The 14,222-nt window shown below is 66.7% G+C and carries 18 protein-coding genes; 12 read left to right on the forward strand and 6 right to left on the reverse strand.

Annotated elements, in window-relative coordinates; all coding sequences use genetic code 11:
• Positions 1 to 5: 5 nt before the first annotated feature.
• The 4 genes from AC3DET_RS14740 (at position 6) to AC3DET_RS14755 (ending at position 3,606) form a co-directional block, all read left to right on the forward strand.
• Entirely contained in the window at positions 6 to 962 is a 957-nt protein-coding gene (locus AC3DET_RS14740) for an isoaspartyl peptidase/L-asparaginase family protein (protein ID WP_337731381.1), read from the forward strand.
• Positions 963 to 1,628, forward strand: coding sequence for an RNA polymerase sigma factor (locus AC3DET_RS14745; protein WP_488392092.1), 666 nt, complete (start codon positions 963 to 965; stop codon positions 1,626 to 1,628). It abuts the gene before it with no gap.
• Between the two features lie 20 nt (positions 1,629 to 1,648).
• Entirely contained in the window at positions 1,649 to 2,026 is a 378-nt protein-coding gene (locus tag AC3DET_RS14750; protein WP_337731379.1) for a VOC family protein, read from the forward strand.
• Between the two features lie 206 nt (positions 2,027 to 2,232).
• Positions 2,233 to 3,606, forward strand: a complete 1,374-nt coding sequence (locus AC3DET_RS14755; RefSeq protein WP_446538079.1) for a S8 family peptidase — start codon at positions 2,233 to 2,235, stop codon at positions 3,604 to 3,606.
• A gap of 58 nt (positions 3,607 to 3,664) precedes the next feature.
• Here the strand turns inward: AC3DET_RS14755 and AC3DET_RS14760 are convergent, their stop codons facing one another.
• A complete protein-coding gene (locus AC3DET_RS14760) occupies positions 3,665 to 4,387 on the reverse strand; it encodes an SGNH/GDSL hydrolase family protein (RefSeq protein ID WP_488392165.1) in 723 nt (240 codons plus the stop codon).
• A gap of 223 nt (positions 4,388 to 4,610) precedes the next feature.
• Here AC3DET_RS14760 and AC3DET_RS14765 point away from each other — a divergent pair, with 223 nt between their 5' ends.
• The 8 genes from AC3DET_RS14765 (at position 4,611) to AC3DET_RS14800 (ending at position 10,244) form a co-directional block, all read left to right on the forward strand.
• Entirely contained in the window at positions 4,611 to 4,991 is a 381-nt protein-coding gene (locus AC3DET_RS14765; RefSeq protein ID WP_337731376.1) for a diacylglycerol kinase, read from the forward strand.
• A gap of 29 nt (positions 4,992 to 5,020) precedes the next feature.
• Entirely contained in the window at positions 5,021 to 5,755 is a 735-nt protein-coding gene (locus AC3DET_RS14770) for a TerC family protein (protein WP_142125807.1), read from the forward strand.
• A 162-nt stretch (positions 5,756 to 5,917) separates the two neighbouring features.
• Positions 5,918 to 6,556: a LemA family protein gene (locus AC3DET_RS14775; protein WP_192201936.1), complete on the forward strand. Its 639-nt coding sequence runs from the start codon at positions 5,918 to 5,920 to the stop codon at positions 6,554 to 6,556.
• A 19-nt stretch (positions 6,557 to 6,575) separates the two neighbouring features.
• Positions 6,576 to 7,457 carry a TPM domain-containing protein gene (locus AC3DET_RS14780; RefSeq protein WP_446538078.1) on the forward strand — a complete coding sequence of 294 codons (882 nt, stop codon included), beginning with the start codon at positions 6,576 to 6,578 and terminating at the stop codon, positions 7,455 to 7,457.
• A complete protein-coding gene (locus AC3DET_RS14785) occupies positions 7,457 to 7,948 on the forward strand; it encodes a TPM domain-containing protein (protein WP_488392093.1) in 492 nt (163 codons plus the stop codon). The genes AC3DET_RS14780 and AC3DET_RS14785 overlap by 1 nt, the downstream gene beginning before the upstream one ends.
• An 87-nt stretch (positions 7,949 to 8,035) precedes the next feature.
• Entirely contained in the window at positions 8,036 to 8,926 is an 891-nt protein-coding gene (gene lgt, locus AC3DET_RS14790) for a prolipoprotein diacylglyceryl transferase (RefSeq protein WP_337731373.1), read from the forward strand.
• A 22-nt stretch (positions 8,927 to 8,948) separates the two neighbouring features.
• Positions 8,949 to 9,743 (forward strand): thymidylate synthase, encoded by a 795-nt coding sequence (locus tag AC3DET_RS14795; protein WP_488392094.1) that lies wholly within the window; start codon positions 8,949 to 8,951, stop codon positions 9,741 to 9,743.
• A 6-nt stretch (positions 9,744 to 9,749) separates the two neighbouring features.
• The gene (locus tag AC3DET_RS14800) at positions 9,750 to 10,244 is read left to right on the forward strand and encodes a dihydrofolate reductase (protein ID WP_488392095.1); all 495 of its coding nucleotides are present in this window, start codon (positions 9,750 to 9,752) and stop codon (positions 10,242 to 10,244) included.
• Between the two features lie 199 nt (positions 10,245 to 10,443).
• Here the strand turns inward: AC3DET_RS14800 and AC3DET_RS14805 are convergent, their stop codons facing one another.
• The 5 genes from AC3DET_RS14805 to pdxA are packed head-to-tail and all read right to left on the reverse strand — an operon-like array spanning position 10,444 to position 14,221.
• Complete coding sequence (locus tag AC3DET_RS14805; protein ID WP_488392096.1) at positions 10,444 to 11,109, reverse strand: DUF1287 domain-containing protein; 666 nt, start codon at positions 11,107 to 11,109, stop codon at positions 10,444 to 10,446.
• 2 nt (positions 11,110 to 11,111) lie between these two features.
• Entirely contained in the window at positions 11,112 to 11,966 is an 855-nt protein-coding gene (locus AC3DET_RS14810) for a symmetrical bis(5'-nucleosyl)-tetraphosphatase (protein ID WP_337731369.1), read from the reverse strand.
• 12 nt (positions 11,967 to 11,978) lie between these two features.
• Positions 11,979 to 12,359, reverse strand: coding sequence for a Co2+/Mg2+ efflux protein ApaG (apaG, locus tag AC3DET_RS14815; protein WP_192201929.1), 381 nt, complete (start codon positions 12,357 to 12,359; stop codon positions 11,979 to 11,981).
• A gap of 51 nt (positions 12,360 to 12,410) precedes the next feature.
• The gene (rsmA, locus tag AC3DET_RS14820; RefSeq protein WP_488392097.1) at positions 12,411 to 13,199 is read right to left on the reverse strand and encodes a 16S rRNA (adenine(1518)-N(6)/adenine(1519)-N(6))-dimethyltransferase RsmA; all 789 of its coding nucleotides are present in this window, start codon (positions 13,197 to 13,199) and stop codon (positions 12,411 to 12,413) included.
• Positions 13,200 to 13,237: 38 nt separating this feature from the next.
• Positions 13,238 to 14,221, reverse strand: a complete 984-nt coding sequence (pdxA, locus tag AC3DET_RS14825; protein WP_488392098.1) for a 4-hydroxythreonine-4-phosphate dehydrogenase PdxA — start codon at positions 14,219 to 14,221, stop codon at positions 13,238 to 13,240.
• Between the last annotated feature and the right edge of the window lies 1 nt (position 14,222).

Below are 14,222 nucleotides of genomic sequence, written 5' to 3' on the forward strand. Positions count from 1 at the left end.
TTGCCATGAGTGCGCGTCAACTCCGTAGGCCTCTGGCGCTGGCGATCCATGGCGGTGCCGGTGTCATCGAACGGAACGCGCTGGGCGCGGAGGCCGAGCGTGCGATCCGGGCCGAACTGGATCGCGTGCTGGATGCGGGCCACGCGGTCCTCGGCAACGGTGGCACGGCGCTGGATGCGGTGGAAGCGGCAGTCGCGATGCTCGAGGACTCGCCTTACTTCAATGCCGGCTACGGGGCCGTGTTCACTGCCGACGGACGACACGAACTGGATGCTTCCATCATGGATGGCCACGGTCGCCGCGCCGGCGCGGTCGCGGGCGTGTCGACGGTGCGTCATCCCGTGCGGCTGGCACGCCGGGTGCTGGAGGAGTCGTCGCACGTGTTCCTGATCGGGGAAGGCGCTGAACAATATGCCGACACCCATCCCGACATCGAGCGCGTACCCAACGAATGGTTCGACACCGAGCCGCGCCGCGAACAGCTGCGGCAGGCGCAGCAGCGTGAGCAGCGCGCGTGGCAGGCCAGCCAGGACCTGCGCGGGAAGTACTTCGGCACGGTGGGTGCGGTCGCGCTGGATTCGCACGGGCACGTTGCGGCGGCCACCTCCACCGGCGGCATGACCAACAAGCGCTGGGGCCGTGTCGGTGATTCGCCACTGATCGGCGCAGGCACATGGGCCGATGCACATTGCGCCGTTTCATGCACCGGCTGGGGCGAGTACTACATCCGCAATGCGGTGGCGCACGACATCGCGGCACGCGTGGCGTATCGCGGCGACCGGCTGCAGGTGGCCGCGGAGGACGTGATCCTGGGGGAGGTGCCCGCGCACGGTGGCGATGGAGGTGCGATCGCGCTCGACCGCGAGGGCAACATCGCGCTCGTATTGAGCACGACAGGCATGTACCGGGGCTGGATCGGTCCGGATGGTTCGCGCGGCATCGCCATCTACCAGGACGCCTGAGTGTCGCCTGCGTCCGGTGGTGCGCGTGGATTTGAGCTCGGTGAGGACACGTGCCGCCAGCTGCGCACGCAGGCCCTGCGCCTGTGCCGGCGTGCGCAGGATGCCGATGACCTGGTGCAGGACACCTTGCTGATCGCCCTGCAGGCGGGTCGCCATGATCTGCCCTGGCTCTCGGGCGTGCTGCGACGGCAGGCCATGCTCACCGCGCGCACGGCGGTGCGGCGGCGCGCACGCGAAGCGACGGCGGCGGACATCGATGATACCGCCGACGGATCCGCAGGGGAGACCGCGGCGTTGGTGCCGCCCTGGCTGGAGGGGCTGCCGCCTTCGGCGCGTCGCGTCGCGGTACTGGCGCTGCACGGGCTGTCTGCGGACGAGATCCGCTGGCTGCTGCGCATCGAACCCACGGCGTTCCGCCAGCGCCTCACGCGCATCCGGCGGACACTGGCGGCCCAATCATCGGCGGTGCGTGCGGACAGCATCGCCCTGGCGTATGCACGCGATCCGACGCGCTGCGTGGCGCTGCAGTTCGGTTTGACCCGGCGAGTGCTGAAGGCCGCCATGCGCGTGGGCGAGGGCCTGGGAACGCACGATCCCGACGGCCACCTGATCCTGATCGACGCCGGTGCTCACACATCGCCTTCCCGCGGCAACAGAAAGAAGTGAATCCCACAGAAAGAGATCCCATGCTCACGAACTGCAAGGTAGGCGCCATCGTTTTCTTCGTTTCCGATCTGGCCCGGTCGGTGACGTTCTATCGCGACACCCTCGGGCTGCCGCTGGAGTTGCTGGACGGGCATGACGGCCCATGGGCGACGGGCGAAGTGGACGGGCTGGCGTTGGTCCTGATTCCACGCCCTGCCCGCGCGGGAGAATCGCCGGTCGTCGTCTTCAGTCTCGAGGGCGGCATCGATGACTATGCCGAGGCATTGGCAGCCAGTCAGGTGGAGATCGTGGTGCCCGTGAGCGAATCGCCCGATGGAGGTCTGTCACTGGATTTCCTCGATCCCGACGGCAATGTCCTGAGCCTCCATCAACCCGCCGGCGCCGCCCGCAGGCGCTGAATCGCACCACATGGGCGGTCGCGTCGCGGCGGAACAGTCCTTCGCGATGCGACTCGTTCTCATGGCTACCGGTGCCATCCTGCACTTCACTCCCAGGCATGAAAATGTGAGCTGTAAATCCGTATCTAGAACGAAAATTACAAGCTAGATTCGGCCCACTGCGCTGTCCGGCGCGGCAATCACAACACTCGGAGTCGGATCGGCTTATGAAGAAGAATCGCATGGCGAAGTGGGTGGGTTTGGCGCTGGTGACGATGGGCGCGGCGCAAGCCGCCAACGCGGGCGGCAGGCCGGACCTGGTGATCAAGGGATTGAAAGCAGGTCAGCCCCACGTCAGTGGCGAGCTGCTGGTGAAGTATCGCGATGGCGCGGTGGCCGGCGACCGCGACGCCGTCGTGCACGGGCTGGGTGCGCAGAAGCTGGAGACGGTGCGCCGCGGCAATGGACGCCGTGGCGAAATCGCGCTGCTGAAGCTGCCGGGCAACGTGGACCTGTCTGCGGCCGTGCAGGCGCTCAGCGCCGATCCGGCCGTCGAGTACGCTGAACCGAACTGGACGTATCAGCACAACGCAGTATCCAACGACACCTACGCCACCAACGGCTCGCTGTGGGGAATGTACGGTGATGCGGGCACGCCCGCGAATGCTTACGGCTCGCAGGCCTCCGAGGCATGGGCGGCCGGCCACACCAGCTGCGGCAACGTCGTCGTCGGCGTGATCGACGAAGGCATCTACTTCAGCCACGAAGACCTGGCGGCCAACATCTGGACCAATCCGTACGACCCGGTCGACGGCGTGGACAACGACGGCAACGGCTACGTCGATGACGTGCGGGGCTGGGACTTCGATGGCAACAGCAACAACATCAATTCCGGCGGCGCCAACGACGACCACGGCACCCACGTGGCCGGCACCATCGCCGGCGTCGGCGGCAACGGCAAGGGCGTGGCCGGCGTGTGCTGGAGCGGCGTCAAGTTGATCAGCGGCAAGTTCCTCGGCCGTCGCGGCGGCAACACGGCCAATGCGGTCAAGGCGCTGGACTACTTCACCGACCTCAAGACCCGCCATGGCCTGAACCTGGTGGCGACCAACAATTCGTGGGGCGGCGGTGGTTATTCGCAGGCCCTGAGCGATGCGATCGACCGCGCCGGCCAGGCCGAGATCCTGACGATCGTCGCGGCGGGCAACGACAGCGTCAATTGCGAAGGCAACACCTCCGGTGCCTGCTACCCGGCGTCGTATCCCAATGCGAGCATCATCTCGGTGGCGGCACTGCGCTCCACCGGCGCGCTGGTCTACAACTATGGCGTGACCACCGTGGACCTGGGCGCGCCCGGCTACGGCATCTGGTCGACGGTGCCGACCTCGTCGAAGGGCAAGATCGTGTCCGGCTATGCCAGCTACAACGGCACGTCGATGGCGACGCCGCACGTCACCGGCGCAGCGGCCCTGTATGCGTCCACGCGCCCGGGCGTGACCGCGGCGCAGATCAAGGCGGCGATCCTCGGCGCCGCCGTGCCTACACCCTCGCTGCAGGGCAAAACGGTCACGGGCGGACGCCTCGACGTCAGCGGTTTCTGACGCTCCGCGATGCTCCAGGCATGAAGAAGCCCGGCAATGCCGGGCTTCTTTTTTGCAGTTACTTCACGTACGGCGCGATCACCCGCTGCCAGATGTCGTAGCCGGCGGCATTCATGTGCAGGCGGTCGTCGATGAACAAGGTCTCGTCCGGCTGACCCTTGGCGTCCAGCATCGGCGTGAAGATGTCGATGTAGTCCACGCCCAGCCGTTTCGCTTCGGCCTGGATCAGCATGTTGGCTTCGCGTTGCGTCGCAAGCAGTTGGGCGCGCGACGGGCTCGGCTTGGTGCTGATGTAGGCGATCTTCGTTTCCGGCAGATCGCGGCGGACGCGCTGGACGAAGGCGGTGAAGTCCTGTTGCAGCTGTTGCGGCGTGCGGCCGGCGTTGAGGTCGTTGTCGCCTGCGTAGATCAGGAGCTGCCGGGGTGCATACGGCACGATGATGCGATCGGCGTACCAGGTGCTGTCGCGCAGTTCGGAGCCGCCGAAGCCGCGGTTGATCACCGGCACGCCGGGGAAGTCCTGCGCGAGCGTGTCCCAGAAACGGATCGAAGAGCTGCCGATGAACAGCACGCCACGGCGCGCGGGCGGGGACTTCGCGTCGGCAGCCTCGAAACGCTGCATGTCGGCCTCCCAGGCCGGGCTCGAGACCTGGTCCGGGATGCGCGGGGCCGTCTGTGCCCGGGGCTCCGCGACCGCCTCCGGCCCGGTGGGCGGGGTGCCGGCACACGCGGCCAGGGCAGCCAGCAGCACGACGGACAGGGAAAGGCGGAACGTGTTCAGGAAAGGCACGGGGGGAGGGCTCCTTCTTGTCGGACGGGCCCTAGTGGACCAGCCCGTGCCGGGCGATGCAAACCGCCCTGGGGCGGTACGCGGGCGCCTTGTGGCAAAATTACCACCTTGGCGCGGTATCCGCGCCGGCTCCACCCGATCCGACCTCCCACTGGACCAGGCCCTTGCCTGACCGGCCGGAGACGATGCGGGGCTTCCTTCGCATCGACCTGCCATGGCTGACGAAACCGGACACCTTCCCCGCGGCCCCGGCCGCATCCTCAAAGCCACCGTGTGGTCCATCCAGGGCCTGCGCGCGGCGTGGATGCACGAATCCTCCTTCCGGCTGGAGGTGTACCTGCTTGTCGTGCTCGCGCCGCTGGCGCTGTGGCTGGGCGGAACCGGCCTGGAGCGCGCGCTGATGATCGGCAGCTGCCTGCTGGTGCTGGCCGCCGAACTGCTGAACTCCGCGGTGGAAGCCGTGATCGAACGCTATGGTCCGGAACACCACGAACTCGCCGGCCGCGCGAAGGACATGGGTTCGGCGGCGGTCTTCGTGCTGATGATGAATGTGCTGCTGTGCTGGGGATTGATCCTTGCGCCGCGCTACCTGTGAAATCCTGATATGAACAAGGTCTCTACCCGATGATGGAATTGCTTACCGATCCGCAGGTGTGGATCACGCTGATCACGCTGAGTGCGATCGAAATCGTGCTGGGCATCGACAACCTGGTCTTCATCTCCATCGCGGTCAGCAAGCTGCCGCCGCACCAGCGCGAAGTCGCACGCAAGTTCGGCATCGCGGTGGCGTGCATCACCCGCATCCTGCTGCTGCTGACGCTGGCCTGGCTGGCAGGCCTGACCGCCGACCTGTTCACGCTGTTCGGGCAAGGCATCTCGGTGCGCGACCTGGTGCTGATCCTGGGTGGTGTGTTCCTGCTGGTGAAGGGCACCAAGGAAATCCTGGAACTGGTGAAGGGCGAACCCGATTCCGAAGACGTGCACACGCGCCCGGCGGTGTCGTTCGCCGGCGTGATCGCGCAGATCGCGGTGATCGACATCGTGTTCTCGCTGGACTCGGTGATCGCGGCAGTCGGCATGGCCAACCACACCCCGGTGATGGTGGCGGCGATCCTGCTGGCGGTGGCGGTGATGCTGCTGGCGGCCAAGCCGCTGGGACAATTCATCGACAACAACCCGACCATCAAGATGCTGGCGCTGGCCTTCATCGTGGCCGTCGGCGCCTATCTGCTGCTGGACGGCTTCGAGATGCATATCCCGAAGGGTTACCTCTACGGCGCGATGGGCTTCTCGGCCGTGGTCGAGTGCCTCAACCTGTGGGCGAAGAAGCGGGCCGGCCGGCGCATGCTGCGCGAGTGAGCCTTGCATCCATCGCGTGCCGCAAAGGGCTCCTTCGGGAGCCCTTTTATTTTCACGGGGGGCTAACAAGTCGGCGCACCACGCACTGTGACGTGGCGGATGCTTGCGTGGTCATGGGCAAGGTGCTGCAATCGGCGCGTCCGTCCAAGGGAGTGTCGTGCCATGCAGGTTTCGCGTCTGTGGTTGCTCGTCGTGTTGACCGTGCTGCTGTCCGGCTGCGGCTACAACACCATCCAGCAGAAGGACGAAGCCGTGAAGGCGGGCTGGTCCGAGGTGCTCAACCAGTACAAGCGTCGTGCGGACCTCATTCCCAACCTGGTCAAGACCGTGCAGGGCTATGCGCAGCAGGAGCGCCAGGTGCTGACCGACGTGACGAACGCGCGCGCGCGCGTGGGCCAGATCCAGGTCAATGCCGACGATGCCGCCTCGCTCCAGCAGTTCCAGCAGGCGCAGGGTGAACTTTCCGGGGCACTGTCCCGGCTGCTGGTCGTCACCGAGAACTACCCGAACCTGAAATCCGACCAGTCCTTCCGCGACCTGCAGGCGCAACTCGAAGGCACCGAGAACCGCATCACCGTGGCGCGCGGGCGCTACATCCAGACGGTGCAGGACTACAACACCTACATCCGCCAGTTCCCGCAAGTGATCACCGCCAAGGTCACCGGCGCGAAGGAGAAGCCGAACTTCACCGTCGAGAACGAAGCGGCCATCTCCGAAGCGCCGGCCGTCGACTTCGGTACGCCGGCCCCGGCGACGCCGCAGGCTCCGACACCGCCGCCTCCGCCGTCGCCCGGCAACTGATCAGCGTCCCGGCGCTTCCATGCTGCGTGCGCTGGCGCTCTGCCTGCTGCTGATCGCCGCGCCCGCCTGGGCGCAGTCGCTGGCGCCGATTCCCGCGCTCGATTCGCCGGTGGTCGATACCACCAGCACGCTGGATGCCGCGCAGAAGCAGCAACTGGAAGCGCAGGCATTGGCGTTGCAGCAGCGCAAGGGCAGCCAGCTGCAGGTGTTGATGGTGCCCAGCACGCAGCCCGAAACCATCGAACAGTACGCGGTGCGCGTGTTCGAACAATGGAAGCTGGGCCGCAAGGGCGTGGATGACGGCGTGCTGCTGCTGGTGGCCAAGGACGACCGCCGCGTTCGGATCGAAACAGGCTACGGACTGGAGGGCGCGATTCCCGACGCCATCGCCAACCGCGTGATCCAGGAATACCTGGCGCCCAGGTTCCGCGCCGGTGACTACGCGGGCGGCATTGGCGACGCGACCGCGACGCTGGTGAAACTGATCGACGGTGAAGCGCTGCCCGAACCGGTCAGCACGCATCGCGTTTCCGGTGAAGGCGGCAGGGGCGGCGGCGTGCTGTTCGCCGCATTCGCCGCCTTCGTCGTGGCCACCATCGTGCGCGGCATGTTCAGCCGTGCGCCCTCCGGCATCCGCGGACTGTTCACGGGCGGTGCGGCCGGTGGTGTTGCACTGCTGCTGTCGTCGCTGCTTGCGGTCGGTGGCATCGCCGCCGTGCTGGGATTGCTCTACGGTCTGATGTCGGTGTCGACCCGCGGCGGGTACGCCCGGCACCGGGACTGGGGCGGCTGGGGTGGCGGAGGCGGTGGCTTTGGTGGGGGAGGCGGGGGCTTCGGCGGAGGTGGCTGGGGTGGTGGCGGTGGCATGTCGGGGGGCGGTGGCGCCTCCGGGAGTTGGTGATGCGCGTTCTCCGCCATCTGTTCGCCCGTTCGGCGCGCCGGCTGTTCCCGGAATCGACCCTGCACCACATCACCGACGCCATTGCCGAGGGCGAGCGCAGGCACCGCGGCGAGGTGATGTTCGCGGTGGAGTCGGACCTGCCATTGGGTGCGGTACTTTCCGCGGTGGAGCCGCGCGAGCGCGCGCACGAGGTGTTCGTGCGGCTGCGCACCTGGGACACGGAAGCCAACAACGGCGTGCTCATCTACCTGCTGCTGGCCGACCACCGCATCGAGATCGTCGCCGACCGCGGCTTGAACGGCCTCGTCAGCGACGCGGCATGGCGCGAGGTCTGCCACCTGATTGAAGTGGGCATGGCGGAGAACCGGGCGGAACAGGCCGTCATCGACGGCATCCGCGCAGTCTCGGACCTGCTGGCGCTGCATTTTCCGCAGCTGGACGACCGTCCGGACGAGGACGAACTCCCAAACCGGCCGCACTTGCTGGACTGATCCACCGATCGCCGATCAGTCCGGGATCCGCCACGCGCGGGCAGGGTGGGGCAAAATAGCCCATCCCCACCGGCCAAGCCGAGGCGCATGATCTACCTCCACCAGATCGATCCGATCATCCTTTCGCTGGGTCCGCTGAAGCTGCACTGGTACGGCCTGATGTACCTGCTGGCGTTCGTCACCGCCTGGTGGCTGGGACGCATGCGCGCATCGCAGGGGCGACTGCCCGGCGTGGACGCCAACGCGTTCTCCGACCTGATGTTCTACGGCATGCTGGGCGTGGTGTTGGGCGGCCGCATCGGCTATGTGCTGTTCTACGGCTTTGGCACCTTCCTCGAAAATCCCTTGTCGATCTTCAAGGTCTGGGAAGGCGGCATGAGCTTCCATGGCGGCCTGCTGGGCGTGATGGCCGCCGCATGGTGGTGGTCGCGCAAACATCGCCTGCATTTTTTCGACACGATGGATTTCGTTGCGCCGGTGGTCGCTCCCGGGCTCGGCTTTGGCCGCATCGGCAACTTCATCGGTGCCGAACTGTGGGGCAAGCCGACCGGTGCCGACTGGGGCGTGATCTTCCCGACCGATCCCGCGCTGCGCGGCCTGGATGCGGCGCAGTTGCAGGCGCAGTATGCGGCGGGTGCGCTGGATCCGTTCGCGCGCCATCCTTCGCAGCTCTACCAGGCGCTCCTCGAGGGGCTGGTGATGTTCGTGGTGCTGTGGACGGTGTCGCGCAAGCCACGCGCGCGCTACACCATCTCCGGCCTGTTCGCGCTGATGTACGGCGTGTTCCGTTTCGTGGTGGAGTTCGTGCGCGTGCCGGATGCGGACATCGGCTATCTCGCCTTCGGTTGGCTGACGATGGGCCAGGTGCTGAGCCTGCCGCTGGTGGCACTGGGCCTGTTCCTGCTCGCGTTGTCGCGTCGCGCGCCCACCCTGCAGCCCGTCCTGCCCGCACCCGGTGCCGGCAAGGACATCGCATGAAGCCATCCGCCGGAGGCAAAGAATGAAGCAGTACCTCGACCTGCTGCGACACGTGCTGGAGCAGGGCACCGAAAAGTCCGACCGCACCGGCACCGGCACGCGCAGCGTGTTCGGCTGGCAGATGCGCTTCGACCTCAACGAAGGCTTCCCGCTGGTCACGACGAAGAAGCTGCACCTGCGCTCGATCGTGCACGAGCTGCTGTGGTTCCTGAAGGGCGAGACCAACATCGCCTACCTCAAGGACAACAAGGTCAGCATCTGGGATGAATGGGCCGATGCCGACGGCGAACTCGGCCCGGTCTACGGCAAGCAATGGCGTCGCTGGGCCACGGCCGACGGCGGCGAGATCGACCAGATCAAATGGGTCGTCGAGGAGATCAAGCGCAATCCAGACTCGCGCCGGCTGATCGTGTCGGCCTGGAACGTGGCCGACCTGCCGAAGATGGCGCTGATGCCCTGCCACACGATGTTCCAGTTCTACGTGGTGGAGGGAAAGCTCAGCTGCCAGCTCTACCAGCGCAGCGGCGACATCTTCCTGGGCGTGCCGTTCAACATCGCCAGCTATGCGCTGCTGACCCACATGGTGGCGCAGGCCTGCGGATTGGGGGTGGGCGACTTCGTGCACACGCTGGGTGACGCGCACCTGTATTCCAACCACTACGAGCAGGCGCGTGAACAGCTGTCGCGCGAACCGCGCGCGCTGCCGAAGCTGCACCTGAGTGCCGACGTCACGGATCTGTTCGCCTTCACCTACGACGACATCGAGATCCACGGCTATGATCCTCATCCCGCGATCAAGGCGCCGGTGGCGGTCTAGGTGCCGATGCGTATTTCCCTGATCGCCGCCCTCGACCGCAACCGCGCCATCGGCCGCGACAACGACCTGCCGTGGCGCCTACCGGATGACCTGAAGCGCTTCAAGGCGCTGACGCTGGGCAAGCCGGTAGTGATGGGGCGCAGGACGGCCGAGTCGTTGGGGCGGGCGTTGCCCGGCCGGCTCAATCTCGTGATGACACGCAGCGGCCACGTGCCGTTCGACGGCATGCAGCCGGTGGCCTCGATCGACGAGGCGGTCCGGATCGCCATGGAGCGGGGAAGCGACGAACTGTGCGTGATCGGCGGCGGCGAGATCTATGCGTTGACGCTGTCCCGCGCCGACGTGCTGCATCTGACCGAGGTCGATACCGTCGTCGAGGACGCGCACGCCTTCTTCCCCGCGTTCGATACCGCGCAGTGGCGCGAGATCGCGCGCGAATCGCATCCGGTGGATGCGAAGCATGCGTTGGATTTTGACTTCGTCGAGTATCGGCGCACCTGAAAGCAGGCGGTACGCCTTCAACCCTGGTCCGTCATTCCGGCGAAAGCCGGAATCCATTGGTCGTCAGCTGACGCACATCTGACCGTAGGATCAAGATGGATTCCGGCTTTCGTCGGAATGACGGGCGGAGTCCACCCTCTGGCGTCTTTGGGCGGGTTCGCAGCGAGCGGACGGCCTGCGGCATCGAGCGGGTCCTGCGCTAGGGAGGCGCGCCCGGCGTGCGCGTCTCCGGTTGCCGGTAGTGTCCGATGATGGCGTGGCGGAACAGGATGTCGTCTTCCTGCGTGCCGGCGTTGATGTTGTGCAGGATCAATGGCGTGCCGTCGTGGCTGCGGCGGTCGGAGACGATGCCGATGTGCAGCAGGCCGCTGCCGCCGAGTTTCCACGCCACGATGTCGCTGGGCGCGAAGTCCTTCTCCGTGCGACCGATGGGCTGTTGCCATCCCTGCCGCTTGAACCAGTACATCTGGTTGGGGACGCGACGATGGTCGATGTTGCGGTCGGGTCGGCTCAGGCCCCACTGGCGCGGGTACAGGGCGAAGTGCGCGCGCATGTCCTCGTGGATCGCCTGCTGAAGATCCAGTCCTTGCGTACGCAGCGCGCGGATCACCACGTCCGTGCACACGCCCCGATCGGCCGGCACGTCGCCGCCGGGATAGGACAGGCTGAAGTAGGCCGGGTCGTAGACGCGGACCACGCCGATCTGCGCGCGTGTCGCCGAGACCAGCGACGGAGAAAGGATGGGCGGCGCGTCCGGCACCGTCGTCGGCGCCGCCGCGGGTTCGAAGGCGACGGGTGTTTCGTTGCGGCATGCCGCGAGCGTCAGCAGCATCAGGCACAGCGATGCGCACCGTGCCAGCCGCATGTTCAGTCCTTCGGCAACTCGCCCTTCGGTGGTGGCGGCACGTCGCGGCCGGGGACCTGCACCAGCCGGATGTCGTCCGTATCCAACTGCAGCGCAGTGAGCTTGCCGCCCCACACGGCACCGGTGTCGATGGCATGCACGCCGTGGCCGATCATCAGGCCGAGCGTGGACCAGTGGCCGCACACGATCTTCAGGTCGCGCTCGGCGCGACCGGGGACTTCATACCAGGGGTAGAGGCCCTGGGCCTGGCGGCCGGGCGCGCCCTTTTCCTCGATCGCCATGCGGCCGCGCGGGGTGCAATAACGCATGCGCGTCAGCACGTTGATGATGGCGCGCGCACGGTCGTAGCCGGACAGGTGCGGTGCCCAGTTCGGCTTGTCGCCGTACATGTTGCGGAACAGCTTGCGGTAGGCGTTGCCATGCAGCTGCTGCTCGACCTCGCGCGCATGTTTCTCGGCGAGCGTGGTGGTCCATTTCGGAGCGAGACCGGCATGTACCATCATCCACCCGAGTTCGCGGTCCGCATGCACCAGCTTCTGCAGGCGCAGCCAGTCCAGCAGCGTGCGTGCATCGTCGGCCAGTACTACACGCTGGAGGTCGGGATTGACCTTGCGCTGCTCGTCCGGTGACCGCTCGCCGATGGCCAGCAGGGACAGGTCGTGGTTGCCCAGGACCACGGTGCTGTGCTCGCGCAGCGAATGCACCAGGCGCAACGTTTCCAGTGATTGGCCACCGCGGTTGACCAGGTCACCGCAGAACCACAGGCGGTCCTGCGCCGGATCGAAGCGGATCTTCTCGAGCAGTCGCTGCGTGGCGTCGTAGCAGCCCTGGAGGTCACCGATGGCCCAGACACTCATTGTGCCGTGGCCTCAGTGCAGGGTCCGTGGAACGGACAGGGTGAACGGGGCGATGGGGGCGTCGAACCGGGTGCCGTCGTCGGCCAGCATGTCGTAGCTTCCCTGCATGGTGCCCAGCGCCGTTTCCAGGATGGCACCGGAGGTATAGCGGAAATCTTCACCGGGCCTCAGCCAGGGCTGCTCGCCGACGACGCCTTCGCCTTCCACTTCCTCCACCTTGCCGTTGGCATCGGTGATGACCCAGTGGCGGCGCAGCAGCTGCGCGGGTACGCGCCCACGGTTGTGGATACGGATGGTGTACGCGAACACGTAGCGCCCGTCCTCGGGCGCGGACTGGTCGTCCAGGAAGCGCGTGGCCACGTCCACATCGATGGCATAGTCGGGGGAATTCATCCCCGCAGTGTATTCAAACGCAGGTGAAAGCGGAAACTACCCGCCTCCATCTCAGGCAGTGGCCACCTGATTGGCCAGCCGGATGAAATCTTCCACCGCGATCTGCTCGGCGCGCGCATCCGGGCGCACACCGGCGGCTTCGATCGACTCGCTGCTGCACACCTCGGACAGCGCATTGCGCAAGGTCTTGCGGCGCTGGCCGAAGGCGGCGCGCACGACATGCTCGAAGCGCTTAGGGTCCTGGATGCCGATGGTGGCCGGATCGCGCGGGACCAGGCGCGCGACGGCGGAGTCCACCTTGGGCGGCGGACGGAAGGCGCCCGGGGGCACCACGAACAGGGCATCCACCTGGCAGTAGGCCTGGAGCATCACGCTGAGCCGGCCGTAGACCTTGCTGCCCGGCTCGGCCGCCATGCGGTCGACGACTTCCTTCTGCAGCATGAAGACCATGTCGGTGATCGCCGCAGCATGTTCGATGGCGTGGAACAGGATCGGCGAGGACAGGTTGTAGGGCAGGTTGCCGACCAGGCGCAGCGTGTCTTCGCCCGCGAGCTTGCCGAAGTCCACCGACAGCACGTCCTTGTGGATGATGGTCAATCGCCCGATGCCTTCCGATGCTTCCATCAGCGGCGTGATCAGATCGCGGTCGAACTCGATGGCGGTCAGCTCGCCATGCTTCTTCAGAAGCGGGAACGTGATCGCGCCCTGGCCAGGGCCGATCTCGACCAGGCGGTCGCCGGGCTGCGGATTCACTGCCCTCACGATCTTGTCGATGTAGCTGCGATCGGTCAGGAAATGCTGGCCGAGGGACTTCTTGGGGGGAGCCTTGAAATGCGACATGGATGGATTATGCGGGAACGCTCGCGTACTGCGTGGCGTCAAGTGCGGCCCATGATGCGTTGGGAGGCCATCCGTGCGCAGGTGGCGACGGCCGCGAACAGGCTGGAAGGATCCGCGATGCCTTTGCCGGCCAGGTCCAGTGCCGTGCCGTGGTCGACGGCCACGCGCGGGTAGGGAAGACCCAGGGTCAGGTTCACCGCCTGCTCGAACCCGCTGTACTTGAGCACGGGCAGGCCCTGGTCGTGGTACATCGCCACCACGGAATCAAAGCCGCGCAGCTTCTGGGGCAGGAAGGCGGTGTCGGCGGGCAGCGGGCCTTCCAGGCGCATGCCCTCTGCACGCAGGACGGCGAGCACCGGCCCGATCACCTCGATCTCCTCGCGTCCGAGGTGTCCGGCTTCACCCGCATGCGGATTCAGTCCCAGGACGGCGATGACCGGATCTTCGATGCCGAAGTCCTGCCGCAAGGACGCGTGCGTGATGCGCAGGATCTCTTCCAGCAACGCGGGCGTGATCGCGTCCGCGACATCCCGCAACGGCAGGTGGGTGGTCGCCAGTGCGACGCGGACGATGTCGTTGGCGAGCATCATCACGACCTTGCGGCCGGCGTGTTCTGCCAGCAGTTCGGTAGTGCCGCTGTACGCGATTCCGCCGGCGTTGATGGCCGCCTTGTGCACGGGGCCCGTCACCATGCCATCCAGGGATGCCTGCAGGCACGCATCGGCGGCCTGCGTCAGTGCATCGATGACGGCGCGCGCATTGCGGGGATCGGTAACGCCAAAGGTGTTGGGCGCTGCATTGGGCACCGCCCGCAAGCGCAGGTCACCCGGTTCGACGGCGACGACGGCCTCGTCGAGCAGGCGAAGCGGCAGACCGAGTGCGTCGGCCGCGGCGCGCAGTGTGCCGGGATCCCCGAACGCGAGCAGGGTACAGTCGCTGCGCGGGTGCTGCGCGAGCCGTACGCAGAGTTCGGGGCCGATGCCGCCCGGCTCGCCCGGTACCAGCGCCAGCCGCGGAATCACC

Source organism: Pseudoxanthomonas sp. 97-1-1, assembly GCF_057773125.1.

What these genes read in the sequence shown, in the direction of transcription:
- AC3DET_RS14740 (WP_337731381.1), top strand. Translation starts at nt 6, where the DNA reads ATGAGTGCGCGTCAACTCCGTAGGCCTCTGGCGCTGGCGATCCATGGC.
- AC3DET_RS14750 (WP_337731379.1), top strand. Translation starts at nt 1,649, where the DNA reads ATGCTCACGAACTGCAAGGTAGGCGCCATCGTTTTCTTCGTTTCCGAT.
- AC3DET_RS14755 (WP_446538079.1), top strand. Translation starts at nt 2,233, where the DNA reads ATGAAGAAGAATCGCATGGCGAAGTGGGTGGGTTTGGCGCTGGTGACG.
- AC3DET_RS14765 (WP_337731376.1), top strand. Translation starts at nt 4,611, where the DNA reads ATGGCTGACGAAACCGGACACCTTCCCCGCGGCCCCGGCCGCATCCTC.
- AC3DET_RS14770 (WP_142125807.1), top strand. Translation starts at nt 5,021, where the DNA reads ATGATGGAATTGCTTACCGATCCGCAGGTGTGGATCACGCTGATCACG.
- AC3DET_RS14775 (WP_192201936.1), top strand. Translation starts at nt 5,918, where the DNA reads ATGCAGGTTTCGCGTCTGTGGTTGCTCGTCGTGTTGACCGTGCTGCTG.
- AC3DET_RS14780 (WP_446538078.1), top strand. Translation starts at nt 6,576, where the DNA reads ATGCTGCGTGCGCTGGCGCTCTGCCTGCTGCTGATCGCCGCGCCCGCC.
- AC3DET_RS14785 (WP_488392093.1), top strand. Translation starts at nt 7,457, where the DNA reads ATGCGCGTTCTCCGCCATCTGTTCGCCCGTTCGGCGCGCCGGCTGTTC.
- lgt (WP_337731373.1), top strand. Translation starts at nt 8,036, where the DNA reads ATGATCTACCTCCACCAGATCGATCCGATCATCCTTTCGCTGGGTCCG.
- AC3DET_RS14795 (WP_488392094.1), top strand. Translation starts at nt 8,949, where the DNA reads ATGAAGCAGTACCTCGACCTGCTGCGACACGTGCTGGAGCAGGGCACC.
- AC3DET_RS14800 (WP_488392095.1), top strand. Translation starts at nt 9,750, where the DNA reads ATGCGTATTTCCCTGATCGCCGCCCTCGACCGCAACCGCGCCATCGGC.
- AC3DET_RS14805 (WP_488392096.1), bottom strand. Translation starts at nt 11,109, where the DNA reads ATGCGGCTGGCACGGTGCGCATCGCTGTGCCTGATGCTGCTGACGCTC.
- AC3DET_RS14810 (WP_337731369.1), bottom strand. Translation starts at nt 11,966, where the DNA reads ATGAGTGTCTGGGCCATCGGTGACCTCCAGGGCTGCTACGACGCCACG.
- apaG (WP_192201929.1), bottom strand. Translation starts at nt 12,359, where the DNA reads ATGAATTCCCCCGACTATGCCATCGATGTGGACGTGGCCACGCGCTTC.
- rsmA (WP_488392097.1), bottom strand. Translation starts at nt 13,199, where the DNA reads ATGTCGCATTTCAAGGCTCCCCCCAAGAAGTCCCTCGGCCAGCATTTC.